The organism is Leucobacter rhizosphaerae (assembly GCF_022919175.1).
Classification (GTDB): Bacteria; Actinomycetota; Actinomycetes; order Actinomycetales; family Microbacteriaceae; genus Leucobacter; species Leucobacter rhizosphaerae.
In genome coordinates this window covers 2,950,640-2,976,931 of sequence record NZ_CP095043.1, presented here as the reverse complement: position 1 = coordinate 2,976,931, position 26,292 = coordinate 2,950,640, and the positions used below count along the sequence as shown (strand labels likewise).

Here is a 26,292-nt window from a genome sequence, read left to right as displayed (position 1 = left end):
CAGGGGCGGATTCCGTCGCCGCCGATTCCACCGGCGCGCGCGTCGAGCACCGACGATTTCGTCGCCGTTCGGCCCTGAATACGCCGGTTTGCGTACTACTGCAGCGCGGAGGTCAGACGGGCGAGTCCGTCGAGCAGTTGCGACCGCATCGGCTGCTTCTCCCACTCCTCGAGCGTCAGTTCGCGGGAGTTCTCGCGGTAGTAGTCGCTGACCTTGTCGAGGTCGCGCACAAAGCTCTCGCCGTGCACCACCATCGAGATCTCCATGTTGAGACCGAAGGAGCGCTGGTCCATGTTCGACGAGCCGACGACGGCCGCGGCCTCATCGACCGTGAAGTGCTTCGAGTGCAGGATGTACGGCGGCCGGAACATCCAGATCCGGACACCGGCTCGCAACAGTTCCTCGTAGTACGAGCGCTGCGCGTGATAGACGACCGCCTGGTCCCCCGTCTCCGATACGAAGAGCTCGACGTCCACTCCCCGGGCCGTGGCGGCCCGGAGCGCGTTCATGATCGAGCCGTCCGGCACGAAATACGGGCTCGTAATGCTGATCCGGCGACGCGCCGTGTAGAGCAGGGCGACGAAGACCTGCAGGTTGTTCTCCCCCGCGTACCCCGGGCCGCTCGGCACGATCTGGCACTCGAGTTCGCCGGGCAGATCGGCCTCGAACTCCTCCTCGGCGAGGTGCGTCAGGTACTCCCCGGTCTCGAGATACCAGTCGCCCTGGAACACAGCCTCGAGGCCGAGCACGATGGGGCCCTCGACCCGCACCATCAGGTCCTTCCAGTGCAGTCCGCGGCGCTGGTTCGAGGGCTTGTTGTAGCTGGAGTCCACGAGGTTCTGGGATCCCATGAAGCCGACGCGGCCGTCGACCACGATGAGCTTGCGATGGTTGCGCAGGTCGGGGCGCTGGTACTCGCCGCGCCACGGGCGCACGGGCAGCATGTAGGCCCAGTCGGCTCCGAGGTCGGTGAGGCTCCGCGCAGTGCGCTTCGCGCCGGGGTTCCGTACCGCGGAGATGTGATCCAGCAGCACACGCACATGCACCCCGCGCGCGACGGCCTCGCGCATCGCCACGAAGACGTCGTCAGTGGTGTCGTCGTGCACGAGGATGTAGAACTCGACGTGGACGTAGTGCTCGGCCTTCCGGATCTCCGCGGCCATCTGGGCGAACGATGCCTCGTAGTCGATGCAGATCGAGGCCGTGTTGCCCTTCAGCATCGGCTGCGCGCCGAGCGAGCGGCCGAGGCGCACGGCGCTCTGGAGACCGGGCTGCAGACCGTCTTCGGAGGCGACGAGATTGCTCTCCTCGCGCTCGGAGATCTCGGCGACGAAGGCATTGATCGCCTCCTGCTTCTGCTCGCGACGCTTGGGCAGGCGTTTGCTGCCGATGATGAGGAAGAGCAGGAGACCGGGAACCGGGAGGAAGAAGATGGCCATGAGCCAGGCCATCCCCGCGGTCGGTCGGCGATTGCGGGGCACGACGAAGAGCGCGATGATGCGGATTACGTTGTCGATCACGTAGATCGAGATCGTCCACACGTGCGGCCAGTTGTCGACCAGCCAGGTGAGATCCAACTCGGTTCCCTCCCCCTCAAGCACTGTCCCAGTTGACAGTACTCTATCGGGAGACGGCGGGGTGGTTACGCGTCGTCGCGCGCCGGGAGCCCCGCCTTCGCGCGCTCCTCGTCCTCGATCTCGCGGTAGACACGACGCTCGGTGCGGTCGGCGCGGAGGATCAGACGGAGCACCATCCAGAAGAAGAGCCCGATCAACACGGTCGGGGTCAGTGACCAGACCGCGTTCAACCACCAGTTGTCCATAAGCGTCAACTGTATCCGTTCCGCCTCAACGTCCCCTGAGCCGGCCTACTTCACGAGCGGGAAGAGGATCGTCTCGCGGATCCCGAGCCCCGTGAGCGCCATCAGCAGACGGTCCATGCCCATGCCCATGCCGCCGGAGGGGGGCATGCCGTGCTCGAGCGCGCGCAGGAACTCCTCATCGACGCTCATCGCCTCGACGTCGCCCTTCGCCCCCTGAGCCGCCTGCTCTACGAAGCGCTCGCGCTGCACCACCGGGTCGACGAGCTCGGAGTACCCGGTCGCCAGCTCGAAGCCGCGCACGTACAGATCCCACTTCTCCACGACCCCGGGGATCGTGCGGTGGTGCCGCGTGAGCGGGCTCGTCTCCACGGGGAAGTCCATGACGAAGGTCGGACGCGTCAGTCCGTCCTTGACGAAGTGCTCCCACAGCTCCTCCACGAGCTTGCCGTGGTTCGGCAGGTGCACCTCGACACCCTCGGCGTCGGCGAGCTGCTGGAGCTCCGCGACCGAGGTCTCGGGGGTGATCTCACGACCGGCGGCCTCGGAGAGCGTGCCGTACATCGAGATGCGATCCCACTCCCCGCCCAAGTCGAAGAGCGTGCCGTCGGCCCACTCAACGGTGTGGCTGCCCTCCCGCTCGGTGCCCCGGTTCGCCGCAAGCGCGGCGTTCTGGATCAGTGTCTGGGTCAGGTCCGCGATGCCGTGGTAGTCGCTGTACGCCTCGTAGGCCTCGAGCATCGCGAACTCGGGGCTGTGGGTCGAGTCCGCCCCCTCGTTGCGGAAGTTGCGGTTGATCTCGAACACCCGCTCGAGCCCGCCGACCGCGGCGCGCTTCAGGTAGAGCTCCGGTGCGATGCGGAGGAAGAGCTCGGTGTCGAACGCGTTCGAGTGCGTCACGAACGGACGGGCCGAGGCTCCGCCGTGCATCGTCTGCAGCATCGGCGTCTCGACCTCGATGAACTCCCGCTCGGCGAACGTCTCGCGCAGGCTGGCCATCGTGCGCGCCCGCGTGACCACGTTGCGGCGGGCCTGCTCGCGCTGGATCAGGTCGAGGTAGCGCTGCCGCACGCGGGTCTCCTCGTTCAGCTCCGCGTACATGTTCGGCAGCGGGGCGATGGCCTTCGCCGCGATCCGCCACTCGGTGACCATGATCGAGAGCTCGCCGCGGCGGCTCGAGATCACCCGGCCGCTCACGAACAGGTGGTCGCCGAGATCGACGAGCTCCTTGTAGGCGGCGAGCGACTCCTCGCCCACCTCCGCGAGGCTCACCATGACCTGGATGCGATCACCGTTGCCCGCCTGCAGGCTGCCGAAGCAGAGCTTGCCGGTGTTGCGCTGGAATACCACACGACCGGCGATCCCGACCATCGTGTCGGTCTCCTCGCCCGGCTCGAGCCCGCCCCACTGCGCGCGCACGGCCGAGATGGTGGTCGTCACGGGCACCGCGACGGGGTACGCACCCCCCGCGAGGTCGCCGGCCGCGTTCAGCCGGTCGCGCTTCTCCATGCGCACGCGCTTCTGCTCGAAGATCTCCTCGGCGCTCTCGACGTCGGCGGTGATCTCGGCGCCTGCGGCGTCGGGTGCGGTCTGCTCGCTCATGTACGCGGGTTCCTTCGGGGTTCTGCAGCTACGGCTCGGGGTCGCGCCCATCGCATCCGGCGTTCCAGCACGGTGCCGATGCGCAGGCGACCCGATCTATCCTACGGGTCGGGGGTGGGACCGGGATCCGCGGCGGCGAGCAGCAGCTCCTCCTCGATCGCGGCGCGGACGACGCCCTCGATGACCCGGTCCGGGCGCTCCAGGCCGATCCCGCGCATGGCGTCCGCCGCCTGACGCACCACCGCCCGGGAGAACTCGGTCGCCGCCGCCATCGCCTCGGCGTAGGCCGGCCGATCCTCTTCTCGGACGATCACCGGCTCGGCGCCCATCTCGACGGCGAGCGCCTGCCCGATCGGCAGCACGGGGGCCGGCGCGGTGACCGCGACCGTGGCATTGCTCAGTCGACTCAGATCGAGGCTGGTGCCGGTGAACACGATCGCGGGGTGCAGGGCGAGCGGGATCACCCCGGCGGCGAGCGCGGGCGCGAACACCCCGAAGCCGTGCTCCGGTGCGGTGTGCAGGGCGAGCTGACCCGGCTGCCAGGCGCCGAGCGCGGTCAGTCCGGTCACGAGCTCGGCGAGCTCCTCCCCCGGGATCGCGAAGAGCACGAGCTCGGATCGGCGGACGATCTCGGCGACCTCGAGGATCGGGACCCCGGGCAGCATGCTCTCCGCGCGCTCGCGACTCTCCTCGCTGATCGCACTGATGCCGGTGATGGCGTGCCCCGCTCCGGCGAGCGCCCGCGCGAGCACGGGACCGACCCGGCCGGCACCGATCACCCCGACGCCGAGCCGGGACGCGGCGTTCACGCCGGTCACGACCGCGACCGTCGCTCCGCGTCGGCGGACTGGACGCGGAGCACCGTGGCCGCCAGCTCGTCGAACGTCCGCTGCGCCTCGACGAGCTCGATCCCCCGCATCTGGAGCATGACCGGGCCGAGCACCGTGTGGGCCTGGATCGACGCGAGCCCGATCATGCGGTGGACGAGCGGTCGGCGCAGCTGGATCGACTGGGCCCGGACGATCGGCATCACCGACAGGGAGCGGGTCATGACCCCGCGGCGGATCCGGAGCGTGGACTCGCCGAGATCGCCGTCCTCATCGGCGACGATCCGGATCCCGGCGCGTCGACGGCCCCACCACAGCACCCAGCCCGCACGCGGTCCCGCGCCGACGTAGCCCTCGGCGGCCCCCGTGAGGCCGTCGCGCAGCGCCTGGATCTCGGCGGGATCGTCGCCGACCCCGGGAAGCAGGGTGTCGATCACCCGAAGCACATCGTCCTCGAAGCCGACCGGCAGCACCACATTCTGCGAGCTGTTCTGCCCGCCCTGCGCGACGGAGTGCCCCGCGATCGTGATCCGCACCTTCCACCACTTCGCCGGCCGCCACATGAGCGGCTGACGCGCCTCGATCGCGTGAATGCGGCCGAACGGGATCGTCTCGGTCGCCGTGGCGGTGAGTCCGGCGCCGGTCCGCACGGCGTCGCTCCCCCGCGACAGTGTGAAGTTGAAGCCCTTGTTGAACTGGGAGAACATGATGCTGATCATGACGATGATGAGCGGAATGATGCCGAAGATGATCGCGGGCTCGATGACCGTGCCGAGCACGATGACCCCGACGAGGATGAGCGCCGTGATGATGGCCTCCCAGCTCAGCGCGATGCTGCCCAGGAGTCGGCCGACCGGGACCTTCACGAGTGCTTGCGCGGAGATCGCCTCGGGATCCACGTCGAGGTCGGCGAAGTCCTGCGCGCGTTCGGTGAGCCTGCTGCTCGCCTCGCCGTACACGTACCCGTCGTACCCGACGGCCGGTGGAGCGGTGACCTCGGTGTGCTCGGTCCGGCCGGCAGCGCCGGTCGCAGCGGCCCCGGCCAGACCGGGGGCACCACCGCCGTCGAGGGCATCGGCGGCGGCCGCCGGCGATGCCGCAGCGGGTCCCGCTGCGCGGCGGCGGGTCGCGGCGGCGCGGCGCAGGATCTGCTCGCGCACGATCTTGGCGTCGCGGTGCCCGAGGTAGGAGAGCTCGACCTTGCCGCCCTGCCCCGCGGTGAGCACCTCGATCTTCGTGAGCCCGAGCGCACGGGCGAGCAGCGGCCGCTGCAGGTTGACGCTCTGGATGCGCTCGAGCGGCGCGCGGCGGTGGGTGCGGAACACCACCCCGCTGCGTCCCTCGACCGCGGACTCGGTGATGCGGTAGGTGTGGAACCGCCATGCCACCCAGGAGAAGACGACGACGAGCAGGATCACTCCGAGCACGACGGCCAGCGCCACGAGCAGGAGCCCCTCGCGCGCGAGGTAGTCGAACATGTCTTGTTCTTCGACGACCCCCTGCAGTTCCCCGCTCTCCCAGAGCTGCTCAGCGAAGAACACCTCGATGATCCGATCGCGGAAGTTCGCGATGATGATGCCCGCGATGACGATCAGTGCGAGGCCGCCGCGCAGCAGCGGCGAGAACGGGTGGAGGCGCCGCCAGCCGTCGGCGTCGGCGGTGCCCGGCAGCTCGGCGTCGAGCGCTGCGGTGACGGACGGATCCGGGTGCGTCGACGCGGCGTCATCTGCCGCGGCGGGCGTCGCTGCGGCGTGCTCCGAGGCGGCGGGCTCCGCAGAGGCGTCTCGCGGTGCGGCCTCGTCGGGATCCGGCGTAGTGGTCACAGCCCGGACCGCCGGGTCTCGGCGAGCTCGACGAGCCGATCGCGCAGGGCCTCTGCGTCCTCCGCCGGGAGCCCGGGGAGCTGCACGCCCGTGGCCGCAGAGGCCGTGACGAACTTCAGGGTCGACAGCCCGAGGGATCGCAGCAGCGGTCCGCGGTTCACGTCGACGAGCTGGAGCCGGCCGTAGGGAACGGCGATCACCCGTTCGAACATGATGCCGCGGCGGAAGAGGAAATCGTCCTCGCGCAGGATGTACCCGATCGCGCGCACCCGGCGGAACGCCAGCAGCGCATTGATGATCAGGATCACGATGACCGCGGGCATCGCGATGAGCGGCGCCAGCGGGGTGTGCGGCGCGGTCGTCACGATCACGATGACGAGCGCAGCGCAGACGAGCAGCACGAACAGCAGGTTCAGCACGAGGTCGGCCCACGCGTACTTGGGCGAGACACGCTGCCAGGGCGTGACGCCGTTCGGCCACGGGTCCTGCGGGTCGACGTGCTCGGGAGCCGGTGTAGTCATACCTCCAGCTTAGGGGGCCGGTCCGCGCGGCGGACCCGGGGATCCGGCACTCGCACCGGCCCGCCCGGACGCGTCAGCGCTGCCGATACGCGGCCTGATCCGCGGGACCCGGCTCGCCCTCGGGCCCGGCCTCCTCGCCCCCGCTCTCACCCGGAGGCACCCGGCAGAGGCGCTCGGCGATCATCGCAGCAGCGACGAGCACAACGCCGCCCGCGAGTGCGAGCACCATCGGCAGCCAGGTCGCGGTGGGCGCTGGCACGCTCCGCCCGAGCAGCGAGAGCGCCAGACCGCCGCCGAAGCCGCCGAGCGCGGCGCCGACGAGTTGCCCGGCGCGCGCCGCGGCGAGGAGCCGCACCGCGTGGAACGGGTTCACCGCGCCCGCCCGCTTCGCGACGTTCCGGCGCAGCCGGATCCCGAACCCGAGGAGGATCGCGGAGATGAGCACGAGTGTGGCGGGGAGGGAGAGCGGCGGTACGAGCGGCGGGTTCCCCCGACTCGACAGCGCGAACTGCACGACGAGTCCGATCGCGACGCCGATGGCTGCCGCCGCGAGCACGGCGAGAGGGTTCAGTCGCTCAATGCGTCGCATCGCGGGGCTCCTCGAAACTGCGGGTCGTGTCGCCGACTCGGGCGAGCAGCGCGGCCACCCGGCCGTGGCCCATCAGCACTGCCTCCGGGTCGAGGTCGAGCCACGGCGCGAGCACGAAGTCGCGCTCGAAGGCGCGCGGGTGCGGGATCTGCAGGCGTGCATCGCTCACAACACGCCCGCCGTAGAGGATGATGTCGATGTCGAGGGTGCGATCGCCCCAGTGCTCGGTGCGTACGCGGCCGTGCGAGGCCTCGACGGACTGCAGCAGGTCGAGCAGCTGGTGCGGATGGAGGGTCGTCTCGGCGGTCGCCACCCCGTTCAGGTACCGGGGTGCGGACTCGTCGGGGCCGTCGGCGGTCAGCGCGATGGTCTCGCGGAGGGGCGAGGCCACGAGCTCGGAGACGCCACGCGCTGCGGCGATCTCCCGCTGTGCCGCGCGGATCGTCTCGCCGCGGTCGCCGAGGTTCGCTCCGAAGGCCAGGAGCACGGGGACGCGCTGGGCGATCACGCGGCACCCGCCGGAGAGCCGCCGACCACCGGGCCGCGCGTGACCGCGGCCGATCCGCTGCCGTACCGCACCACCGTGACCGAGACGTCCGCGAACACGGCGTCGATCGGCGCGTCGGGTTTGTGCACGGTGATGCGCGCGGCGTGCACCCCGGCGAAGGCCAGCGCCACGGCCGCGACGCGCTCCGCCACCGTCTCGATGAGGTCGACCGGATCAGTCGAGACCGCGGCCCGAATGAGGTCGGCGAGCTCACCGTAGTGGACCGTGCGCCCGAGTTCGTCACCGGCACCGCTCAGGTCGACTGCGAGCTCGGCGTCGATACGGAAGAGCTGCCCCCGCTCGCGCTCGAACTCGAAGACGCCGTGGTGCGCGAACACCTCGAGTCCGGTGAGGGTGATGCGGTCCTCGGGCAGCCGGGTGAGGTCGAGGTGGCCCGGCGGTGCGCTCGCCCCCGCCCCCGCCGCCATGCCGAGGTCATCTCCGAATCCGATCACAGCTGCCCCTCGCGTCGTTCGATCTGCGCGCCGCGCTCCCAGGCGCGGGCGATGGCAAGGGCCTGCACGGTTGCGCCCACGTCGTGCACCCGCACGCCCCAGGCGCCCGCGGCCGCAGCGAACGCACTCACCACCGCGGTGGCGAGGTCGCGTTCTGCCGGGGCCGCCGTGAGGCCCGGGTTCGCCTCGGACCGCAGCGCCTCGGCGATCATTCGTTTGCGTGAGGCTCCGACCAGTACCGGGTAGCCCGTCGCCGTGAGCGCTTCGAGGTGCGCGAGCAGTGCCCACCCCTGCGCACCGGTCTTATCGAAGCCGAGCCCCGGGTCGATGACGAGGTGCGCGGCGTCGACTCCGGCCGCGAGTGCCGCGTCGGCCCGCTCGGTGAGCGCGTCTCGCACCTCGGTCACGACATCGGCGTAGTCGGAGCGGAGGTGCGCGGGGTCGGGGATCCCCCGCCAGTGGCCGAGGATGAATCGTGCGCCGTGATCGCGGCTCGCCGCGGCGGCGACCCCCAGCATCTCGGGATCGTGCGCGCCCCCCGAGACGTCGTTGATGAGCCGGGCCCCCGCGGCGACCGCGGCTGCGGCCGTCTCGGCGTGCAGTGTGTCGATCGAGATGCGGTGCCCGCGCGCCGCGAGTGCGCGCACGACCGGGAGGGTGCGGTCGAGCTCCTCCGCCCGGGGCACCGGAGTGGCGCCGGGGCGCGTCGATTCGCCGCCCACGTCGATGATGTCCGCGCCCTGCGCCACGAGTCCGCTGCCGCGCCGCACCGCGGCGTCGAGCGAGGCGAACTCCCCGCCGTCGCTGAACGAGTCGGGGGTGACGTTGAGCACGCCGAGCACCACGGTCGCGGGGCTCACGGCGTGCCGTCCCGCCCGCTCCCGAGCAGCGCGAACACCGCCGCCTGCTCCGTCGGATCGGTGAACGCGCCGCGGGACGCGACCGTCACGGTCACGGCGTCGGTCTGCCGAACGCCCCGGTCGGCCACGCACCCGTGGCTGGCCTCGAGCACAACGATGACCCCCTCCGGAGCGAGGCCGTCGTGCAGGGTCTGGGCGATCTGCTCCCCCAGCCGCTCCTGCACCTGCGGACGGGCCGCGAGCGTCTCGACCACGCGCGGCAGCGCGCTCAGCCCGACGACGCGGGCACCTGGCCGGTAAGCGACGTGCGCCCGGCCACGGAAGGGCAGCAGATGATGCTCGCAGATGGAGCGCAGGGCGATGTCGCGCAGCAGCACGAGCTCACCCGTGTGCTCGCCGACCGGAACGGCGTCGGTGAGGAACACGGCGGGATCCTGCCCCACGCCAGCGAAGAACTCGGTGTAGGCGTCGGCGACGCGGAACGGCGTGCTCGCGAGCTCGGGGCTATCGGGATCCGCCCCGATCGCCCCGAGCAGCTCGCGCACCGCCGCCGCGATGCGCTCCCGGTCCACGCTGCTGGTCACGCCGACCTACCGCTGGTCGTCAGGGGCGCCGGGAACGCCGGGAGTCGGATCGCTGGGTGCGGAATCACCGGAAGCGGGTGCCGCGTCCGAGCTCCGCGCGGGACCCTCGGGGTGATCACCCGGAGCGGCTTCGGCCTCGGCGGACTGCTCCAGCGTCGCATCGGTGCGCACGTCGGCGGGCACCTCGATGGGTGGCCGGTTCGAGACCGGTCGCTCGTCGTGCGACAGCCACACGGGGCGCGGCGCGAGCTTCTTGACGCCGGCGAAGATCTCCGCGATCTGCAGGTGGTCGAGGGTCTCCTGCTCGAGCAGCTCACGGGCGAGCGTGTCGAGAATGTCGCGGTTCTCCACGAGCACCTCGTAGGCCTCGTTGTGCGCCTGCTCGAGCAACGCCCGCACCTCGGTGTCGACGGCCACGGCGACGCCTTCGGAGTAGTCGCGGTTCTGGCCGAACTCCCCCATGAACGCACCCGGCTGCGCCTGTCCCAGCTTCACCGGGCCGACGGTCGCCGACATGCCGTACTCGGTCACCATCTTGCGCGCGGTGCTCGTCGCCTTCTCGATGTCGTTGCCGGCCCCGGTGGTGGGATCGTGGAAGACGAGCTCCTCCGCGACGCGCCCGCCGAGGGCGTAGGCGAGCTGATCCTGCAGCTCGTTGCGCGTGATCGAGTACTTGTCTTCGAGCGGGATCACCATCGTGTAGCCGAGTGCGCGCCCGCGCGGGAGGATCGTGATCTTGGTCACCGGGTCGGTGTGGTTCATCGCGGCCGCGACCAGGGCGTGCCCGCCCTCGTGGTACGCGGTGATGAGCTTCTCCTGGTCCTTCATCAGACGCGTGCGGCGCTGCGGCCCCGCGATGCCGCGGTCGATGGCCTCGTCGAGCGCGCGGTTGTCGATGAGCTGCGCATTGGAGCGCGCCGTCAGGAGCGCCGCCTCGTTCAGCACGTTCGCGAGATCCGCACCCGAGAACCCGGGGGTCTTGCGCGCCACGATCTCGAGGTCGACGCTCTTCGCGAGCGGCTTGCCCTTCGCGTGCACCTGCAGGATCTTGAGTCGACCGGCCATGTCCGGGGCGTCGACGCCGACCTGGCGATCGAAGCGGCCCGGGCGGAGGAGCGCGGGATCGAGCATGTCGGGGCGGTTCGTCGCCGCGATCATGATCACGTTGGTCTTCGGGTCGAAGCCGTCCATCTCGACCAGCAGCTGGTTGAGGGTCTGCTCGCGCTCGTCGTGCCCGCCGCCCATGCCCTGCCCGCGGCGCTGGCCGACCGCGTCGATCTCGTCGACGAAGATGATGGCCGGGGCGTTCGCCTTGGCCTCCTTGAAGAGATCGCGCACGCGACTCGCGCCGACGCCGACGAACATCTCCACGAAGTCCGAGCCCGAGATGGAGTAGAACGGCACGCCCGCCTCACCGGCGACGGCGCGCGCGAGCAGCGTCTTGCCCGTCCCGGGCGGGCCGTACAGCAGCACCCCCTTCGGGATTCGGGCTCCGACGGCCTGGAAGCGCGTCGCGTCCTGCAGGAAGTCCTTGATCTCGTGCAGCTCCTCGACGGCCTCGTCGGCGCCCGCCACGTCGGCGAAGGTGACCTGCGGGGTCTCCTTCGAGACGAGCTTGGCCTTGGACTTGCCGAACTGCATGACCCCGCGGCCGCCGCCCTGCATGGAGGACAGCATCCACCAGATCAGCAGGCCGATGAGGAGGAGCGGGAGGAGGAATCCGAGAAGCGACCAGAACGGGTTCGGCTGCGGTACCTTGTCAGTGAAGCCGTCCTTCAGCGAGGCTTCGTTGACGGCGTTGACCACGTCCTCGCCGCGCTGGGAGACGTAGTAGAAGTAGACCTCATCGGTGCCGGCTTCTTTGTCGGCCTTGGTCAGGGTGAGGTTCACCCGCTGATCGCCATCGACGATCTCGGCCTGCTTGGCCTTGCCCTCGGCGAGCATCTCGAGACCCTGCTCGGTGGGCACCTCGCGTGTGCTGCCCCCGGAGAGCAGCGACCAGCCCAGGAGCACGATCAGCGGTGCGAGGATCAGATAGAGCAGCGGACCGCGCAGGAGCTTCCTGCTCTTCGACGTGCTCTTCGTTGAATTCTCAGCCAAGTCTGGGCCTTTCGGAATCGGCGCACCGGTGATTCGGGCATCTGCAAGCGTAACCAATACCTCTGACATCGCCCTGTACCGCGAGGGCTTGTCCGCTCACGGCGCACTGCGGGCAGGCCGCGCGCCGCGCTCGGCGATGCACCGATCGCGACGCCGGAGCTGCCGCGATCCCGAACCCGGCTGGCTCTGAGGGATGCGGGTCAGCTGTAGACGTGGGGCGCGAGGATCGCGACGTCGCGCAGGTTGCGATAGTTCTCGGCGTAGTCGAGCCCGTAGCCCACGACGAACTCGACCGGGATATCGAAACCGACGTAGGCCACGTCGACCTCGACCTTGAGCGCTTCGGGCTTGCGCAGCATCGTGCAGATGCGCACGGACTTGGCACCGCGGATCTCGAGGTTCTCCTTGAGCCACGCGAGAGTCAGGCCCGAGTCGATGATGTCCTCCACGATGAGCACGTCGCGGCCGGCGATGTCCGCGTCGAGATCCTTCAGGATCTTCACGACACCGCTCGACTTGGTGCCGGCGCCGTAGGAAGAGACCGCCATCCAGTCCATCTGCGCGTGGAAGTTGAGCTCCCGGGCGAGATCGGCCATCACCATCACCGCACCCTTCAGCACCCCCACCAGGAGCGGCGGCTCGTCGGGATAGTCCGCCTCGATCTCGCGGGCCAGCTCGGCGAGCCGATTGCGCAGCTCCTCCTCGGTGTGCAGCACAGCGGAAAGGTCGTCACCCAGATGTTTCGCGTCCATGTGCCCATTTTAGGGGCCTCCGCGCGCTCCGCTTCACGGCCGCGGATCGGATGCTCGCGGAGATCCCAGTTGGCGCGTCATCACCACGCGTCCGCCGACGCGGGTCACGCGGATCCCGGGCACGAAGATCGGCCCCTGACCGCGCCAGTCCGTCACGAGCGCGGCGATCCCCAGCGTGTGCTCGCGGCTCAGCTCGCTGCCGAACTCCGCCTCCGCCACGCGGCGGATCAGACGATGCCGAAGCGCAGCGGGGTTCGCCTGCAGCGCCGCCACCGAGACTGCGATGCCCGCCTCGGCCGGCTCCACGATCTCTTCGATCTGCTCCGCGACCATGGTCTCGAACGCGTCCGCGTCTTCGCGGAGCTGCGCGGCCGTGCGCGCCAGGGCGGCGGCGACCCCGGGCCCGAGCTCCGCCTCAAGCAGCGGCAGGATCCGGCTCCGCACCCGCACGCGGGTGTACCGCGGGTCGGCGTTGTGCGGATCCTGCCACGGCGTCAGCTCCTGTGCCGCGCACGCGTCCTCGGTCTGCTGCCGCGACACGTCGAGAAAGGGGCGCGAGATGATGCCGCGGGTCGGCGGGATCCCGGCCAGGCTGCGCGCGCCCGAGCCCCGGGCGATCCCGAGCAGCACCTGTTCGGCCTGATCGTCGCGGGTGTGCGCGGTCAGGGTCAGCGCGGCGCCGAGCTCCTCCGCCACCGCGGCGAGCGCGGCGTACCGCGCATCCCGCGCCGCCGCTTCGGGGCCATCGTCCTCCGCCACGACCGACACCCGTCGCACCACCGCGGGAGCGAGTCCGAGCGCCGTTGCCTGCGCAGCCGCCTGCGCAGCGATCCTTTCCGATTCCGGCTGGAGCCCGTGGTCCACGATCACGGCGCCCGCGACCCACCCCGCGCGGGGAGCCTCGAACGCGAGTGCCGCCGCGAGCGCCAGAGAGTCCGCGCCGCCCGAGAGCGCGACGAGGACCCGCGGCTCCACACCGGATCCCGCTGCGCCGTCTGAGACGAGCGGTGATCCGGCGCCAGACAGTGCACGACGCACCGCGACTCGGGTCGCGGCGACGGCGGGGTGCAGAGGGGCTCGGGGTTCCACGGGACTCAGGCTACCGTTCGGGCCTCCGCGTGCGCGTCCGCGGGCCCCCGGCCTGGCGGTCGCCCTCCTCGCGTCCGGTACCCTGGTGCCAGCACTGCAAACCCGAGGCCGGGAACCGTCCCGCGCCCGAAGCGAGAAGGAGCGTGCATGACCGCCGCATTCGACGCCGTCATTGAGATCCCCAAGGGCAGCCGGAACAAGTACGAGGTGGACCACGAGACCGGCCGGGTGTACCTCGACCGCGTGCTCTACACCGGGTTCGTCTACCCCACCGACTACGGCTTCTTCGAGGAGACGCTGGGCGAGGACGGCGATCCGCTCGACGTGCTCGTGCTGCTCGACTACCCGGTGTTCCCGGGCGTCGGCGTGAAGGTGCGGCCCGTCGGTGTGCTCAAGATGAGCGACGAGGCGGGTGGCGATGACAAGGTGATCGCCGTGCAGCACAAGGATCCGCGCTGGGCGCACATCCAGGACGTCGCGGACATCCCTGAGTACACCCGCAAGGAGATCGAGCACTTCTTCGAGCACTACAAGGATCTCGAGCCGAACAAGTGGGTGAAGGTCGACGCCTGGGGTTCGGCCGCCGACGCCGAGCAGCTGATCATCGAGGCGCAGCAGCGCCTCGCAGACCAGCACTGAGGCGGACGCGGATGCGAGGAACGAGCTGCCGCAGGCAGCAGCGCCTCGCAGACCAGCACTGAGGCGGGCAACCACTCGCCGCTCTCACACGAAACGGGGGTTCGGGATCATCGCGATCCCGAACCCCCGTTTTGTGTTTACAGCGCGATGCGCTAGCCCGATACTCCGTAGTACGGAATCGGGTTCTGGAAGACGCCGTTGTACAGCACCTCGTAGTGGAGATGGCAGCCGGTGCTCATGCCGGTGGTGCCGACGTAACCGATGACCTGGCCCTGACCGACCCAGGTGCCCCAGCCGGGACCGAAGGCGCTGAGGTGCGCGTATCGCGACTGGAATCCGCCGGCGTGGTCGACGTGCACCATGTTGCCGCCGAAGCTGTCCTTCCAGCCGACGAAGCTCACCGTTCCGGGCTGCGGCGCGATGATCGGGGTGCCGCATCCCGTGGCGAGGTCGATGCCCGTGTGGTACGGCACCTGGTAGAAATAGGTCGAGACGTAGCCGCTCGTGGGGCGCCACCAGGTTCCGTCGTTGCCGCCGCCGACCGGGGGCGTGACGACTCCGCCGCCGCCACCGCCGCCTCCGCCACCGCCGCCTCCGCCACCGTTATTGATGGCTTCCTGCTCCAGGCGGGCGCGCTCCTCGGCTTCCTTCCGGAGGCGCTCGGCCTCGGCCGCGGCCGCGGCGCGACGCTGCTCCTCCTCGACGCGGAGGCGCTCCTCGTAGCCGGCGACCGTGTCGGTCGTGGTGTCCTTCAGCGCGGCGAGCTGGGTCTCGAGCGTCTTCTCCTGCTCCTGCTGCGCCTCGATCTTGACGCGCTGCGAGTCGGCGGCCTGTGCCGCGACGACGGCCTTCTCCTCCGCCTCGGCGCTCAGGCGATCGCGCTCCTGCTGCGCCGCCTCCGCCTGCTTGCCGAGGGTCGATGCGGTGTTCATCGCCTGCTCGGCATCCTCGGAGATCACGGTGTTGCGCTCGGTCGCCTTCGACATCGAGGCGAGTCGCTCGAGCAGCGCGTCAGCGGTGTCGCCCTCGGTCTGCAGGAAGAGCTCCATGTTGCGGTCGACGCCGCCGGAACGATACATCTGGGCGACGATCACCGCGGCCTGATCCGCAGCCTCATCGGCCCGCACGCGGGCCTCCTCTGCCTGGGTCTCGAGTGTCAGGGCCTTCTCGGCAGCCTGCTGCGCGGCGGTCTCCGCATCCTGCCAGCTCGCGTTCGCATCGGCGGATTCGGTGCGGAGTCGCTCGAGTTCGGTCTGGCTCTGCGCGATGAGCCCCTCGATCTCCTTGACCTTCGCAGCGGCGGTGGACTCGTTCTTCTTCGCGGCCTGCACATCGTCCCAGGTCGGCAGATCCAGCGCCTGCGCCGGCGCGGGCGATGCGGTGAGCTGGCCGCCGAGCAGGAGTCCACCGGCGATGAGACTCACTCCGAGCACGCCAATCACCCGATTCGCAGTGCGCGTCGTCCGCTTTCCCATGCAGCCCCCAGAGTCACATCGACAGAGTATTCCCCCCGTCACGCTAGCACTGACTGGGCGAAATCGCCCGTGGGCGCCTGGGAGGTGCGCGAACTGCGTGCCCTCGACGAGCCGATCGGCTACGCCCCGAGCGTGCCGCGATTCAGCAAAATCGCGTCGGCGATGAGCGCTGCGAGCGCGGGCTCATCGACGGTGTCGGACTCCGCGATGTCGATGGCGCGTCGGGTGCCGGCGGTCAGGCTCGCGTTGAACAGACCGCCGGGATCCGGGATCGACGCCCCCTGCGCGAACGTGATCTTCACCTTGTCGCGGTACGTCTCGACGGTGCAGAGCAGCCCGTCCAGGGAGAAGGTCGGCACCCCGTCGGGGTTCGAGGGCTTGCGCCACTTCACGGCCTCCTCGATCGCGGGATCGACCCCCGCGATCACCGATCGGATCGTCGCAACGCGCTCGTCGCGCCAGTCGGATCCCATGATGTCGCCTACGCTCCGCCGTTCATCTTGCCGATCTCACGATCGATGTCCTGATCCGAGATGACGCGATCCTGACGCCCCGAGCCGAACGTATTGATCGCCGAGAACACGGTGGCGATGGCGAAGCCGATCATGGGCCACGCGGGCCAGTAGTAGGACTGGTACCCGCTGATGAACCAGATGATGTTGAAGACGATGGCGAGCACAGCGAAGCCGATGAGCATCCTCCAGAAGTCCCGCTTCGACGCGATGCGCTTGCGAGCCGTTTCCCGAATGTCCTCGTTCATGCACTCAACCTAACCCAGACCGTCGAGTGAATCGAGAAGTTTTTTGCGGTGGTGGCGGCTGATCCACCCGCCGCCACACCTCACTCGGGCAGCTCCTCCGCGCGCCACAGCGCCCCATCACGACGCAGCGCGAGCACGAGGGTCCGGCGAGAGTCGGCACTCCGCACCCTGCAGCGCCATCCCGCGGTGCGCTCGGTCGGATGCGTGATGAGCGGGTGGTACAGGGACTCGGGCACCTCCCGCAGAGGTTCGGGATCCCCCTCGACCCGCCACCGCGCGAGCCGATAGACCAGCCGAACCGGGCGCTCCGCCTCGGTCCAGACGATGACGGGGTCGTCATCCACTCGTGGCAGCGCCATCGTCGGTCGTTCGAACATATGTTCGAGTGTAGCCTTCCGGCGCCCGCTCCCCAACCCCGCCACGCGGACACTCCAATGCGCGACCATCGACACCGCGATCCCGATCCGGCGCCGCATCCTGATGACCCGGCGGGGTGTGCGCGTCGCAGCACGAGGCCGCACGGAGGCGTAAGCCCGCTCAGCGCCCTTGGACGACGCGGGCGATCGCCTCGACCGCCCCATCCGTCACACGACCGTGGAGCGGAAGCGCGATGCGTTCCGCGGCGAGGGCGTCGAGATGCGCCCGGTCCGCTCCGACGAGCGGCACTTCGGCGTATGCCTGCCCGGCCGCGGTGAGCGCGGGAAACCGGCGTCCGATGACCCCGGCCGACGCGAGCTCTGCGAGGATCCGCGACTGGTCCCGCGCGTCGCAGCGGATCACCTCCGTCACGAGTGCGCGGGCGTGGCCCGGCGCGTGCGGTTCGACTCGATCGGATCGTTGGATCAGGCGCGCGTAGGTCTCACGCAGATGGCGGCGTAGGTCGATCTCTCGCGGAACCCCGACGCGCACCGCGAGACCGAGCGCAGCGCTCACCTCGGGAAGCTTCGCGTTCGTGCCTCGGGCCACGACCACGTCCCCCGCGAGCCCGAAGTTCCGCGCCTCCCGCACCCGCCGAGCGACCTCGGCGTCCGGGGTGGTCACCACACCGCCTTCTCCTGAATGCAGCAGTTTGGTGGCGTGGAGCGAGTACACAGCAGCGGTGCCGCGCTCGGCGACACCCGGCAGGCCGAACGCGTGCGCAGCGTCATAGACCACCGGCAGGCCGTGTTCCACAGCGATGCGATCGAGCGCGGGATCAGCGGCCACACCGAAGAGATGCACCGGCAGGATCGCCGCGGTCCGCGGTCCGATCGCCTGCAGCACCGCGTCGGGATCCAGATTCAGCGTCACCGGATCCACCCCGGCGAACACCGGCTCCAGTCCCGCAGCCTCGATCGCCTGCACGGTCGCTGGGAAGGTCAACGGGCTCGTGATCACCTCGCCGCCGGCAGGCAGTCGGCACGCCAGCAGCGCGACGGTGAGGCCCGTGGTGCCGGAGGCGGTGGCGAGCGCCCACGCGCTCGAGAGATCCGCCGCGAGCGCGCGCTCGAACTCGGCGACGACGGGACCGCCGTTGGTCCACCGTCCCGAGGCCGATATCGACGCGACGAGCGCGTCGAACGTCTCGCGATCCGGAGCCAGCGGCTGCCCCAGGGTGATCATGCGTTCCCCGACGGTCGCGCGAACAGGCTCCGCCAACGAGAGATCGGCATGGCCTGCGGCCCGATGACCGTTTCTCCGGGTGGGACATTCCCGTGGACGACGGCGCCGGGCCCGACCCGAGCACCGTCTCCGATGAGCACCGGGCGATCCAGCGAGCCGTTGCCGATCACCGCTCGGGCCCCGATGAACGCGCCGGCCCCGATTCGGACGTGCCCCAGCACGACCGAACCGATCGCGAGCGTCGCGAAGTCGCCGACCTCGACATCGTGCGCCACGAGGTCCCCGAGTGCGAGCACCCCCAGACCGAGCCGCGTCGACAGCCCCAACCGGGTCGTGCTCCCTACGACGGACCCCTCGCCGACCTCGGCGTTCGGATGCGCGAGATGCGGAACCCCTCGGGCGCCGAGCAGCGGGATGCCGTGCGCTTTGAGACGCTCGCACACCCGCGCACGTCCCGCAGGATCGTGCACTGAGACGAACACCCCGACATCATCGAGCTCACGAAGTTCCTCGAACGAGTAGATCGGGAACTCCGGCTCGATCGTCCGCCTCGGGTCCTGCACATCGTCGACGTAGCCCAAGAACGCGATCTCAGACCCGCCCTGGTACCGGAGATCGAGTGCGATCTGCGAGCCGGTCCCGCTCGCCCCGTAGCAGAGCATGCGCCGTGGGGGGCGACCGGAGGAACTGAAGATCATTTCCCTAGTATCGCTCCGCGCCCGCAGCGGCGGCTACCCTGGAGAGGTGAACGATGACGCGCGGGGTGCGGACGGCGGCGGGCTCTCTGGCGCGGAGGAGTACTTCGACGCGGACTGGTACCGCTCCACGTATCCCGACACCGCGGACATCGACCCCTGGACGCACTTCGTCAGCTTCGGCGACTCGGAACGACGCTCTCCCGGCCCCGCGTTCGACGCGGAGTTCTACGCGCGCACGTATCTCCGCCTCGAAGAGGGCGATGCGATGCGGCACTTCCTCCGCGAAGGTCGCGCGGCAGGCTTTCTGCCCCTCCCCCGGACGCGCACGGCGGACGAGAGCCAGGAGACGATGGAGGCGCTGCTCGCCGGGGTGGAGAACCCCGCGGTCCTCATCGGCAACGACGCGCAGGAGGCCGGGGCCCCGCTCCTCCTCCTGGAGTTCTCCCGGCACCTGCAGAGCCGCGGGTACTCCCCGGTGTTCCTGCTGCTGCGCGGCGGTCCGCTGCGGCCGGCGTACGCGGCCATCGGTCCCGTGATCGTCCTCGCCGAAGGCGATGAGGCCTCCGGCATCGGGCGAGCACTGCCTCCGGGGACACCGGTGCTCGGAAACACCGGTCTCAGCGCTCCGGTGCTCACCGCGCTCGGGCATGACGGTCCGCAGGTGCTGCTCGTGCACGAGATGCCGGAGTTCCTCTCCCAGCACGGACTACTCGAGGCGGTGGCGCGCTGCCCCCGCGTCGTCGTGTCATTCCCCGGCATGGTGCACGCGCTCGCGGCGATGCTCCCCGCGGAGACGGAGGTGGAGTGCATTCCGCCCGGTCTCCTCCACGTCTCCGTCGGCCCGCAGAGCACCGCTCGGGTCCGCGGCCGAATCGGCACCGAGCTCGGCGCCCGACGCCCGCTCTTCATCGGTGCGGGCTACGCGGATCAGCGCAAGGGATTCGACCGGTTCCTCCGCATCGCCGCGTCGATCCACAGCCGTGTCCCGGAGAGCGGATTCATCTGGCTCGGTGAGCTGAGCAGCTGGGCCCGCGACCTGGCCGATCAGGCGATCAGCCAGGGCTTGCCGCTGATGCTCCCGGGATTCCGACGCGACGCCGCGGCCTGGTACGACTGCGCCGACGTCTATCTCCTGACCTCACGGCAGGATCCCGGACCGACGACGGCCGTCGATGCCGCCCGACGCGGCACGCCGTTCGTCGCGGCGCCCGGCGACATCGGTCTGCGCGCGCTGTCCGGTGAGCTCCTGGGCGTCGGTCTTTTCTGCGACTCGGAGGATGAGGTGGGCGATCGGGCCCAGGAGCTGGCGGAGCGCGACACCGATGCCACGCGGCAAGCGCGACGGGCAGTGATCGAAGAGCGCGCGAGCTTCGTCCGCTACGTCGATGCGGTGGTCGAGCCGTGGGCCTCCGCTCCGCCGGCGGTATCGGAGACGTCGAACGCGGGGTCGCCGAGGTAGGTCTTCGCGAACTCGAACCCCTCGTGCTCCACGATGAGCGAGATCAATCGTTCCAGCGCGTGCAGGGAGGTCCCGTCTGTGGGCAGCGGTTCAGCAGGAAAGTCCTCACCGGTCAGTTCGGCATCGAGCAGCGGGGCGAGCGCCGCGGATCGCGCCCAGAACATCGCTCCCACGGCGAAATCGAAGTGCACGGGCAGCGGCATCGGTGCCCGTCGATTCAGCTGCAACCGGTCGATCCACGCGGGCGCGAACTCGCGGTTGCCATCCCAATCGTGGAGCCTGAGCTCCTCAGGGGCGACCATGCCGAGCATTGGATCGGCCGCGAACTCGGCGATGATTCGGTCGGCGAACGGAATGCCGTCACCGACCAGGTTCGTCCACAGCCGCCTGCGCCAGCGATCCCCGAAGTCATTGGGGGCGTGCGGGCTGCGTTTGCCGTGCACGTGGAGGACGACGTTGTGCTCCCGGATCAGATCGGCGACGGTCCCGGTCAGGAGCGCGGAGAAGTTGCGGCCGCGATTCGGCACGACTCGCACGATCGCGGTCCTCCCAGCCGCGTGCGCCCGGGCCCGCCCCTCGACCTCTCGAGCCGCCGCTTCCGAGTGGGTGGTCAGAGCCACGGTGACTGGGTGGGTGTTCGGAGCGAGCAGATCGAGGAACTCCGTCACCAGCTCCGGGTAGTAGAAGTGTCCGTGAATGAGCACACTGAGGTCTGCGTCAACCGTCGGCACGACTCCCGACGGGGTGATCAGTCGACGGCTCCATCGACCCGAAGGCTCCCCCTGAGCGAGGAAGTGGGCCAGAGGATCCCGACCGTCGTCGAGGAATTCCTCCACGGACTCGGCGTAGGACAGCGGGTGGAACCCGGGGCGGGGTCGGACGAGCAGGGGAACGGAGTTCGGTCGCCGAAGGGGTGAGACGAGTCGCACCTGCCGCAGATAGTTCTCTGCGAACAGGCGCCGATTGACCGGTGCTCCCCCATTCGCGTACACCTCGTCGACGCCGCGAGGCACAAGGATTGTCTCCAGATCAGAGGTGTGCTGTGCTCGGGCACGACGCACGCGCGCCTCGAGTTCCTCGAGATCTATCGCGTACCGGAAGCGGTGGGGCACCTCGTGCCGGGCGTCGCGCCGGGGTGGTTCGGGTTCGGGTTCGACCTCCGACACCTGATCCAGGGTGAGCACCGGCACGTCCACCTGCTGCAATGCATGCACCACCCGAGACACGCCTGCCGCGGCGTTCACCGCGAACCGAGGACTCGCGAACGCCACAAGCTCCGCGGCGAGCGCGGTGATGTCGTCACCAACCATCGTCGCCGGGTCGGTGAGCACGACCCGGGTCCCGGGGAGTGACGCGATACGGAGATCCTCCATTCCTGAGCCGAACACGGACACCACTCGGCACTTCCGCGCCAGCTCGCGGATGAGAGCGACGCCGTCGTCGGCCAGATCCGCTGGCGCGTCCGGAGCCATCACCACGAGCACCGAGTACTCGTGGTCTTCGGAGCCGTCGCCCGCCTCGGGGGCGGTCTCGGTCAGGATCCGGGAACGTCGCAGCGGAGAGAGCGCCGAGCGCCCCTCGGCGCGTCCGAAGCGGTGATAGTGCTCGAGGAGTTCGTGATCGCTCAGTGTCGCGAGCCCGGGGTAGCAGCGGCGATAGTGCTCGACGTCGAGCGCGTGCACGCTCTCCAGCCCCTCGGGCAGCGGCGGAATCCGCACGGGGGGAGGATCGGGCACCAGCAGGTGCGGGCGGACCCCCCACCGCCCCCGGGAGACTCGAGCGATGGCTGTGTTCCAGCCAGAGCGCACCGCACGCAAGGGCTGCGTGATCCGCCACGATACCGTCGCGACCGTCGCCGCCAGCAGCGCCTCGAGGCGCCCTGCGCGCCCCACGGCGACGAGCCGAGCGCCTTCGACATCGTGCGCGACCCGATGGATGACTTCGGAGCGGTCGCGCTGGATCGACGCCACGAGTTCGTGTGTGTGCGCCGCGACCCCGGTGCGGTACGACGCCGCATCGGCGTCGGCACTCCGAACGTGCGCGAGATGCGCAGCATCAACGAGTTGCGCGGTGAGGGCGCCGACCTGGTCCGCGTGCGCGCGCCGCTCCGCGGCGAACACCGCCTCCCGCTCGGCCCGGTCGGCGGCGGCCCGCCTCTGCGCAACTCGGATCTCCCGGAGATCGGTTTCCAACGCGGCAACCCGGGTCCTCGCCTCGCGGAGCGCCTGCACGTCGGCCCGTGCCTCATCGAGCTCAGCGAAGAGTCGATCGATGTCCCCGCGAAGCGCGTCATTGTCAACCCGAAGACCGGAGAGCTCGCGCTGCAGTGACGCCGCGTCGTCGCGCCGGGGATCGACCGCTGCGGCGCCAGAGGGATCGCTCACTGCGGCTCCGCGGCTCCCCTGCCCTGCGATCGTCATCACAACATTTTATAGACTCCTAACACTTCCTATGCTTCTTTTCAGAAGTCGCTTCGCAACGAGGTGGCGCACCGACAGGATGGAGAAATCGCATGACCTGGTCCGAAGAAGCACTCATCGCGCAGGCCGTGAGCCGGATCACCGACGAGGGGCCCGTGCTCGCTGCGGGAATCTTCGGACTGGCGAACCTCATCGCGGGCAGCACCGCGGGCACCGTAGCCGGAAGCGTCGCCGGGGACACCGCTGCAGGAGCGGCTGATGCGTTGGGCGTGGGCGGCATGTTCGGCGCCCTCCTCAAGATCGGTGGCGCGCTCGCGGGCATGCGGGCCGGCACCCACGCGACCGCATCCGCGCAGGGAGCCTCCGTCCGGCTCCTCGTGGCGATCACGGCCGAGCGGATCCACGTGCTCAACACCGGCGACGCGGATCAGCAGACCGAGTTCGACGCGTTCGATCGTTCGTCCGTGCACATTGACACGACCACCGTGGGGGTGAGCCGCTTTCTCACCCTCACCGATCCCGAAACCGGCCACACGCTCCGCCTGCACGGCACCCTGATGCCGCTCTCACCCCTGGCGGAGGGTGACACCACCGTCTTCGCGCTCCTCGAGGACGCGGAGAACGGGAAAGACCGCGCACCCTCGAACTGATGGAGTGTTCTGCACGCTTCCATAGTGCCTAATCTGGGAAGCAAAATACACAATCGACGCAGACGGGCCCCCGTCGAATTCCTGGCAGCTAGAACAGCTTGGTGAACAGCTCGGTTCGGGTGGTCGCGAACGACTGCATCGGGCCCGAGTGCCCGCGGCCGGCCACGTCGATGTAGAGCGCCGTGACGTTCGAGATCTCGAGACGGAAGTCCGATTCCGGATCGCCGAGTTCGGCGATCACCCAGAGGCCCTCTCGCTCGCGACTGAGTCGATACTCGCGGCCGTCCCGACGGAAGGTCACGGCACCCGCCTCGCCGATATCGACCGGAAACTCCGGCTGAATGAAGTCGCTGAGATCTCTCTTCTCCACCATACGGCCCACCCTATCCGGTTGGCTAGCGAATGCCGACTCGAACCCGTGCACGAGGAGCCGGCCTCGCTTCGAGGCCGCCGCGGTGCCAACCGGGAACAACAAAAGAACCCCCGCAAGTAGAAGCCTTGCGAGGGTTCGGAGTGGGCGTAATATTCCCACAGTGGCTCCGACGGGCGTCGATCCCGTGACCTCTCGATTTTCAGTCGAACGCTCTACCAACTGAGCTACAGAGCCATGGACATGTCGCCCATGAGACGAAGAAACCCCTCCGCAGAAGGGTTTGTTCGGCTGGCGACCCTGACGGGACTTGAACCCGCGACCTCCGCCGTGACAGGGCGGCGCGCTAACCAACTGCGCTACAGGGCCATACTGTTATTCAATTATCGCTGGCATTCAGTGACCCCAACGGGATTCGAACCCGTGCTGCCGCCGTGAAAGGGCGGTGTCCTAGGCCGCTAAACGATGGGGCCGAAGCAATTTCTTGCTTGCTACCGAGATGAAATCCTATGCTGAGTCACCCCCGCTGCGCAAATCGGCATTCCGAACGGGATCTCCCTGGCGTGTCGCGTGTCCCCCGCGCAGGGATCCCGACCCCCAGAATTCACGATTTCAGCGCAGAATTCTGGTCTCCGATGCACAGAAACCACCGCCTGCGTGGCACAGTGGAGACACGGTCGCGGGTAAGGATGCTCGCGACGACCGAGGAGGCGTCATGGGATCCCATCCACTCGATTCACTGACCGCGGACGAGCTCTCGAGCACGTCCGCAACACTCGCCCGCGAGAAGGGCATCGACGGTGGCTGGCGCTATGCGTCGATCATCCTCCGCGAACCACCCAAGGCCGAGGTCAAGTGCTGGACCGACGGCGACCCGATCGTGCGCCGCGCACTCGCCGTGCTCTGGGAGAAGCAGTCGAACGACGTCTACGAGGCCGTGGTGAATCTCACCGACGACACTCTCGAATCCTGGACCCATGTGCCTGGCGTCACCCCCAACTTCACCGTCGACGAGTACCACGATTGCGACGTCGCGCTCCGGGCCAACCCGCTCGTGCGTGAGGCGCTCGAGCAGCGCGGCGTCGATCCCGGGCTCGTACTGTTCGACCTGTGGACCTACGGCGGAGCCGTGATCCCGGAGGAGTGGCGGGATCGACGCCTCGGCTGGGTCGACATCTGGAAGCGCGCGACCCCCGACGGCAACCCCTATGCCCACCCGGTGAGCGGCATGAAGATCATCGTCGACGTCAACTCCATGGAGGTGCTCAAGATCGATGAGGCCCACGACCGCGGGTTCCCCGAGGTCGATGCCGAGTACACCCCCGAGCTGCGCGGGATCGAACCCCGCACCGACCTGAAGCCCCTCGACATCATCCAGCCGGAGGGCGTCTCCTTCAGCCTCGATGGCTCCCTGCTGACCTGGCAGGACTGGGAGTTCCGACTGGGCTTCAACTACCGCGAGGGCCCCGTGCTCTACCAGGTGAAGTTCAACGACAACGGCGAGAAGCGCGACATCGCGTACCGCATGTCGCTCGCCGAGATGATCGTGCCGTACCGCGACTCGAGCTTCGACCACTACCGCCGCACGGCGTTCGACATCGGCGAGTGGGGCCTCGGCTACATGTGCACGTCGCTCGAGCTCGGCTGCGACTGCCTCGGCGAGATCACCTACGTCGACGGGATCCTCCCGAACACCGCGGGCCAGCCCCAGACCATCAAAAACGCGATCTGCCTCCACGAGGAGGACGACGCGGTGCTCTGGAAGCACGTCGACCCCGACGCCGGCACCGAGGTGCGCCGCATGCGGCGCTTCGTCGTCTCCGTGCACGCGACGGTCGCGAACTACGAGTACCTCGTTTACTGGCGGTTCTATCCCGACGGCAACATCGAGTGCGAGATCCGGGCGACTGGCATCATGGTGACGACGCCGATGGAGGATCACACCCCCGGTTTCCCCACCGGCACGGTTGTCGATCGGCGCACGTACGCCCCGTACCATCAGCACTTCCTGGTGGCCCGACTCGATCTCGACATCGACGGCGACGACAACACGGTCGTCGAGTCCGACTCGATGGCGGCGCCGATCAGCGACACCAACCCATTGGGGCTCGATCTCAACACCCACGGCACGGTGATCCGCTCCGAGGCCGAATCCGGGCGCACGTTCAACTGGGAGCGGCAACGATCTTGGAAGGTGCAGAACCCGAACCGGCTGAACGCGTGGGACGCCCCGACCGCCTACAAGCTCGTGCCGTCGGCGTCGTTCCCTGCGATGTTCGACGAGTCGTCGCCGATCCTGCGGCGGAATCCGGTGATCGGCAACACCCTCTGGGTGACGCAGCACCACGAGACCGAGATGTGGCCGGCGGGCGACTACCCGACGCAATCGCGCAATGACCTCGGCAACGGGATGAGCGCGTGGATCGCCGACGACGAGAACCTCGTGAACACCGACGTGGTGCTCTGGTACGTCTTCGGCATCCACCACATCACCCGCACCGAGGACTGGCCGATCATGCCGGTCGACAAGGTTGCGTTCACGCTGAAGCCGTTCGGCTTCTTCGACCGCAATCCAGCGCTGGACGCCCCTCGGTCACCCGCGAAGGGATCTTCCTGCTGCGCCGGCGGCACCTGCTCCTGCGAGCACTAGC

General features: G+C 69.3%; 26 protein-coding genes and 3 tRNA genes. 4 read left to right on the top strand and 25 right to left on the bottom strand.

The features are described from left to right. Window positions 1–95: 95 nt before the first annotated feature. The 14 genes from cls to tilS all read right to left on the bottom strand — a co-directional run bounded on the left by cls (window position 96) and on the right by tilS (window position 13,577). Complete coding sequence (gene cls / locus MUN76_RS13735) at window positions 96–1,577, bottom strand: cardiolipin synthase (protein ID WP_244685427.1); 1,482 nt, start codon at window positions 1,575–1,577, stop codon at window positions 96–98. Window positions 1,578–1,642: 65 nt separating this feature from the next. Beyond that, window positions 1,643–1,822 (bottom strand): hypothetical protein, encoded by a 180-nt coding sequence (locus MUN76_RS13730; protein WP_244685425.1) that lies wholly within the window; start codon window positions 1,820–1,822, stop codon window positions 1,643–1,645. A gap of 45 nt (window positions 1,823–1,867) precedes the next feature. Continuing rightward, window positions 1,868–3,421: a lysine--tRNA ligase gene (gene lysS, locus MUN76_RS13725; RefSeq protein WP_244685424.1), complete on the bottom strand. Its 1,554-nt coding sequence runs from the start codon at window positions 3,419–3,421 to the stop codon at window positions 1,868–1,870. Window positions 3,422–3,522: 101 nt separating this feature from the next. Further along, on the bottom strand, window positions 3,523–4,239 hold the full coding sequence (locus tag MUN76_RS13720; protein WP_244685423.1) for a Rossmann-like and DUF2520 domain-containing protein: 717 nt from the start codon (window positions 4,237–4,239) through the stop codon (window positions 3,523–3,525). Continuing rightward, entirely contained in the window at window positions 4,236–6,071 is a 1,836-nt protein-coding gene (locus tag MUN76_RS13715; RefSeq protein ID WP_244685422.1) for a PH domain-containing protein, read from the bottom strand. Before MUN76_RS13715 ends, MUN76_RS13720 begins: the two co-directional genes overlap by 4 nt. After that, the gene (locus MUN76_RS13710; RefSeq protein ID WP_244685421.1) at window positions 6,068–6,592 is read right to left on the bottom strand and encodes a PH domain-containing protein; all 525 of its coding nucleotides are present in this window, start codon (window positions 6,590–6,592) and stop codon (window positions 6,068–6,070) included. The genes MUN76_RS13715 and MUN76_RS13710 overlap by 4 nt, the downstream gene beginning before the upstream one ends. 73 nt (window positions 6,593–6,665) lie before the next feature. After that, the gene (locus MUN76_RS13705; protein ID WP_244685420.1) at window positions 6,666–7,181 is read right to left on the bottom strand and encodes a DUF3180 family protein; all 516 of its coding nucleotides are present in this window, start codon (window positions 7,179–7,181) and stop codon (window positions 6,666–6,668) included. Further along, a complete protein-coding gene (gene folK / locus MUN76_RS13700) occupies window positions 7,168–7,689 on the bottom strand; it encodes a 2-amino-4-hydroxy-6-hydroxymethyldihydropteridine diphosphokinase (RefSeq protein ID WP_244685419.1) in 522 nt (173 codons plus the stop codon). Before folK ends, MUN76_RS13705 begins: the two co-directional genes overlap by 14 nt. Then, window positions 7,686–8,183, bottom strand: a complete 498-nt coding sequence (gene folB / locus MUN76_RS13695) for a dihydroneopterin aldolase (protein ID WP_244685418.1) — start codon at window positions 8,181–8,183, stop codon at window positions 7,686–7,688. Before folB ends, folK begins: the two co-directional genes overlap by 4 nt. Beyond that, window positions 8,180–9,043 carry a dihydropteroate synthase gene (folP, locus tag MUN76_RS13690; protein ID WP_244685417.1) on the bottom strand — a complete coding sequence of 288 codons (864 nt, stop codon included), beginning with the start codon at window positions 9,041–9,043 and terminating at the stop codon, window positions 8,180–8,182. Before folP ends, folB begins: the two co-directional genes overlap by 4 nt. Beyond that, window positions 9,040–9,627 carry a GTP cyclohydrolase I gene (gene folE / locus MUN76_RS13685; RefSeq protein WP_244685416.1) on the bottom strand — a complete coding sequence of 196 codons (588 nt, stop codon included), beginning with the start codon at window positions 9,625–9,627 and terminating at the stop codon, window positions 9,040–9,042. The genes folP and folE overlap by 4 nt, the downstream gene beginning before the upstream one ends. 6 nt (window positions 9,628–9,633) lie before the next feature. After that, complete coding sequence (gene ftsH / locus MUN76_RS13680) at window positions 9,634–11,727, bottom strand: ATP-dependent zinc metalloprotease FtsH (protein WP_244685415.1); 2,094 nt, start codon at window positions 11,725–11,727, stop codon at window positions 9,634–9,636. A gap of 200 nt (window positions 11,728–11,927) precedes the next feature. Continuing rightward, the gene (gene hpt / locus MUN76_RS13675; RefSeq protein WP_244685414.1) at window positions 11,928–12,479 is read right to left on the bottom strand and encodes a hypoxanthine phosphoribosyltransferase; all 552 of its coding nucleotides are present in this window, start codon (window positions 12,477–12,479) and stop codon (window positions 11,928–11,930) included. A 33-nt stretch (window positions 12,480–12,512) separates the two neighbouring features. Beyond that, window positions 12,513–13,577, bottom strand: a complete 1,065-nt coding sequence (tilS, locus tag MUN76_RS13670) for a tRNA lysidine(34) synthetase TilS (protein WP_429953377.1) — start codon at window positions 13,575–13,577, stop codon at window positions 12,513–12,515. A gap of 138 nt (window positions 13,578–13,715) precedes the next feature. Between tilS and ppa the strand changes: the two genes are divergently transcribed. After that, the gene (ppa, locus tag MUN76_RS13665) at window positions 13,716–14,207 is read left to right on the top strand and encodes an inorganic diphosphatase (RefSeq protein ID WP_244685412.1); all 492 of its coding nucleotides are present in this window, start codon (window positions 13,716–13,718) and stop codon (window positions 14,205–14,207) included. A gap of 152 nt (window positions 14,208–14,359) precedes the next feature. Here ppa and MUN76_RS13660 read toward each other — a convergent pair whose 3' ends face one another. From MUN76_RS13660 to MUN76_RS13635, 6 genes are all read right to left on the bottom strand, one after another. After that, complete coding sequence (locus MUN76_RS13660) at window positions 14,360–15,640, bottom strand: M23 family metallopeptidase (RefSeq protein ID WP_244685411.1); 1,281 nt, start codon at window positions 15,638–15,640, stop codon at window positions 14,360–14,362. A gap of 161 nt (window positions 15,641–15,801) precedes the next feature. Further along, window positions 15,802–16,155 carry a DUF1801 domain-containing protein gene (locus MUN76_RS13655; RefSeq protein WP_244685410.1) on the bottom strand — a complete coding sequence of 118 codons (354 nt, stop codon included), beginning with the start codon at window positions 16,153–16,155 and terminating at the stop codon, window positions 15,802–15,804. An 8-nt stretch (window positions 16,156–16,163) separates the two neighbouring features. Further along, window positions 16,164–16,442 (bottom strand): 2TM domain-containing protein, encoded by a 279-nt coding sequence (locus tag MUN76_RS13650; RefSeq protein ID WP_244685409.1) that lies wholly within the window; start codon window positions 16,440–16,442, stop codon window positions 16,164–16,166. An 80-nt stretch (window positions 16,443–16,522) separates the two neighbouring features. Then, a complete protein-coding gene (locus MUN76_RS13645; protein WP_244685408.1) occupies window positions 16,523–16,819 on the bottom strand; it encodes a hypothetical protein in 297 nt (98 codons plus the stop codon). A gap of 160 nt (window positions 16,820–16,979) precedes the next feature. Then, window positions 16,980–18,044 (bottom strand): DegT/DnrJ/EryC1/StrS family aminotransferase, encoded by a 1,065-nt coding sequence (locus tag MUN76_RS13640; RefSeq protein WP_244685407.1) that lies wholly within the window; start codon window positions 18,042–18,044, stop codon window positions 16,980–16,982. Then, complete coding sequence (locus MUN76_RS13635; protein WP_244685406.1) at window positions 18,041–18,742, bottom strand: LbetaH domain-containing protein; 702 nt, start codon at window positions 18,740–18,742, stop codon at window positions 18,041–18,043. Before MUN76_RS13635 ends, MUN76_RS13640 begins: the two co-directional genes overlap by 4 nt. A 46-nt stretch (window positions 18,743–18,788) precedes the next feature. Here MUN76_RS13635 and MUN76_RS13630 point away from each other — a divergent pair, with 46 nt between their 5' ends. Next, window positions 18,789–20,201, top strand: coding sequence for a glycosyltransferase (locus tag MUN76_RS13630; RefSeq protein WP_244685405.1), 1,413 nt, complete (start codon window positions 18,789–18,791; stop codon window positions 20,199–20,201). Here the strand turns inward: MUN76_RS13630 and MUN76_RS13625 are convergent. Continuing rightward, on the bottom strand, window positions 20,120–22,621 hold the full coding sequence (locus MUN76_RS13625) for a rhamnan synthesis F family protein (RefSeq protein WP_244685404.1): 2,502 nt from the start codon (window positions 22,619–22,621) through the stop codon (window positions 20,120–20,122). The two genes, MUN76_RS13630 and MUN76_RS13625, sit on opposite strands and share 82 nt — an antisense overlap. A gap of 92 nt (window positions 22,622–22,713) precedes the next feature. Here MUN76_RS13625 and MUN76_RS13620 point away from each other — a divergent pair, with 92 nt between their 5' ends. Next, window positions 22,714–23,271, top strand: a complete 558-nt coding sequence (locus MUN76_RS13620) for a hypothetical protein (RefSeq protein ID WP_244685402.1) — start codon at window positions 22,714–22,716, stop codon at window positions 23,269–23,271. Between the two features lie 88 nt (window positions 23,272–23,359). Here MUN76_RS13620 and MUN76_RS13615 read toward each other — a convergent pair whose 3' ends face one another. The 4 genes from MUN76_RS13615 to MUN76_RS13600 all read right to left on the bottom strand — a co-directional run bounded on the left by MUN76_RS13615 (window position 23,360) and on the right by MUN76_RS13600 (window position 24,114). Next, window positions 23,360–23,644: a hypothetical protein gene (locus tag MUN76_RS13615; RefSeq protein ID WP_244685401.1), complete on the bottom strand. Its 285-nt coding sequence runs from the start codon at window positions 23,642–23,644 to the stop codon at window positions 23,360–23,362. A gap of 161 nt (window positions 23,645–23,805) precedes the next feature. After that, window positions 23,806–23,878, bottom strand: a tRNA-Phe gene (locus tag MUN76_RS13610). 55 nt (window positions 23,879–23,933) lie between these two features. Next, window positions 23,934–24,010: transfer RNA gene (locus MUN76_RS13605), tRNA-Asp, on the bottom strand. A 31-nt stretch (window positions 24,011–24,041) separates the two neighbouring features. Beyond that, window positions 24,042–24,114: transfer RNA gene (locus MUN76_RS13600), tRNA-Glu, on the bottom strand. A gap of 242 nt (window positions 24,115–24,356) precedes the next feature. Between MUN76_RS13600 and MUN76_RS13595 the strand changes: the two genes are divergently transcribed. Next, complete coding sequence (locus tag MUN76_RS13595; protein WP_244685399.1) at window positions 24,357–26,291, top strand: primary-amine oxidase; 1,935 nt, start codon at window positions 24,357–24,359, stop codon at window positions 26,289–26,291. Window position 26,292 lies beyond the last annotated feature (1 nt).

What these genes read in the sequence shown, in the direction of transcription:
- MUN76_RS13615 (WP_244685401.1), bottom strand. Translation starts at nt 23,644, where the DNA reads ATGGTGGAGAAGAGAGATCTCAGCGACTTCATTCAGCCGGAGTTTCCG.
- ppa (WP_244685412.1), top strand. Translation starts at nt 13,716, where the DNA reads ATGACCGCCGCATTCGACGCCGTCATTGAGATCCCCAAGGGCAGCCGG.
- hpt (WP_244685414.1), bottom strand. Translation starts at nt 12,479, where the DNA reads ATGGACGCGAAACATCTGGGTGACGACCTTTCCGCTGTGCTGCACACC.
- MUN76_RS13595 (WP_244685399.1), top strand. Translation starts at nt 24,357, where the DNA reads ATGGGATCCCATCCACTCGATTCACTGACCGCGGACGAGCTCTCGAGC.
- MUN76_RS13705 (WP_244685420.1), bottom strand. Translation starts at nt 7,181, where the DNA reads ATGCGACGCATTGAGCGACTGAACCCTCTCGCCGTGCTCGCGGCGGCA.
- MUN76_RS13620 (WP_244685402.1), top strand. Translation starts at nt 22,714, where the DNA reads ATGACCTGGTCCGAAGAAGCACTCATCGCGCAGGCCGTGAGCCGGATC.
- MUN76_RS13710 (WP_244685421.1), bottom strand. Translation starts at nt 6,592, where the DNA reads ATGACTACACCGGCTCCCGAGCACGTCGACCCGCAGGACCCGTGGCCG.
- lysS (WP_244685424.1), bottom strand. Translation starts at nt 3,421, where the DNA reads ATGAGCGAGCAGACCGCACCCGACGCCGCAGGCGCCGAGATCACCGCC.
- MUN76_RS13650 (WP_244685409.1), bottom strand. Translation starts at nt 16,442, where the DNA reads ATGAACGAGGACATTCGGGAAACGGCTCGCAAGCGCATCGCGTCGAAG.
- MUN76_RS13640 (WP_244685407.1), bottom strand. Translation starts at nt 18,044, where the DNA reads ATGATCACCCTGGGGCAGCCGCTGGCTCCGGATCGCGAGACGTTCGAC.
- MUN76_RS13635 (WP_244685406.1), bottom strand. Translation starts at nt 18,742, where the DNA reads ATGATCTTCAGTTCCTCCGGTCGCCCCCCACGGCGCATGCTCTGCTAC.
- MUN76_RS13645 (WP_244685408.1), bottom strand. Translation starts at nt 16,819, where the DNA reads ATGTTCGAACGACCGACGATGGCGCTGCCACGAGTGGATGACGACCCC.
- MUN76_RS13730 (WP_244685425.1), bottom strand. Translation starts at nt 1,822, where the DNA reads ATGGACAACTGGTGGTTGAACGCGGTCTGGTCACTGACCCCGACCGTG.
- MUN76_RS13655 (WP_244685410.1), bottom strand. Translation starts at nt 16,155, where the DNA reads ATGGGATCCGACTGGCGCGACGAGCGCGTTGCGACGATCCGATCGGTG.
- MUN76_RS13625 (WP_244685404.1), bottom strand. Translation starts at nt 22,621, where the DNA reads ATGACGATCGCAGGGCAGGGGAGCCGCGGAGCCGCAGTGAGCGATCCC.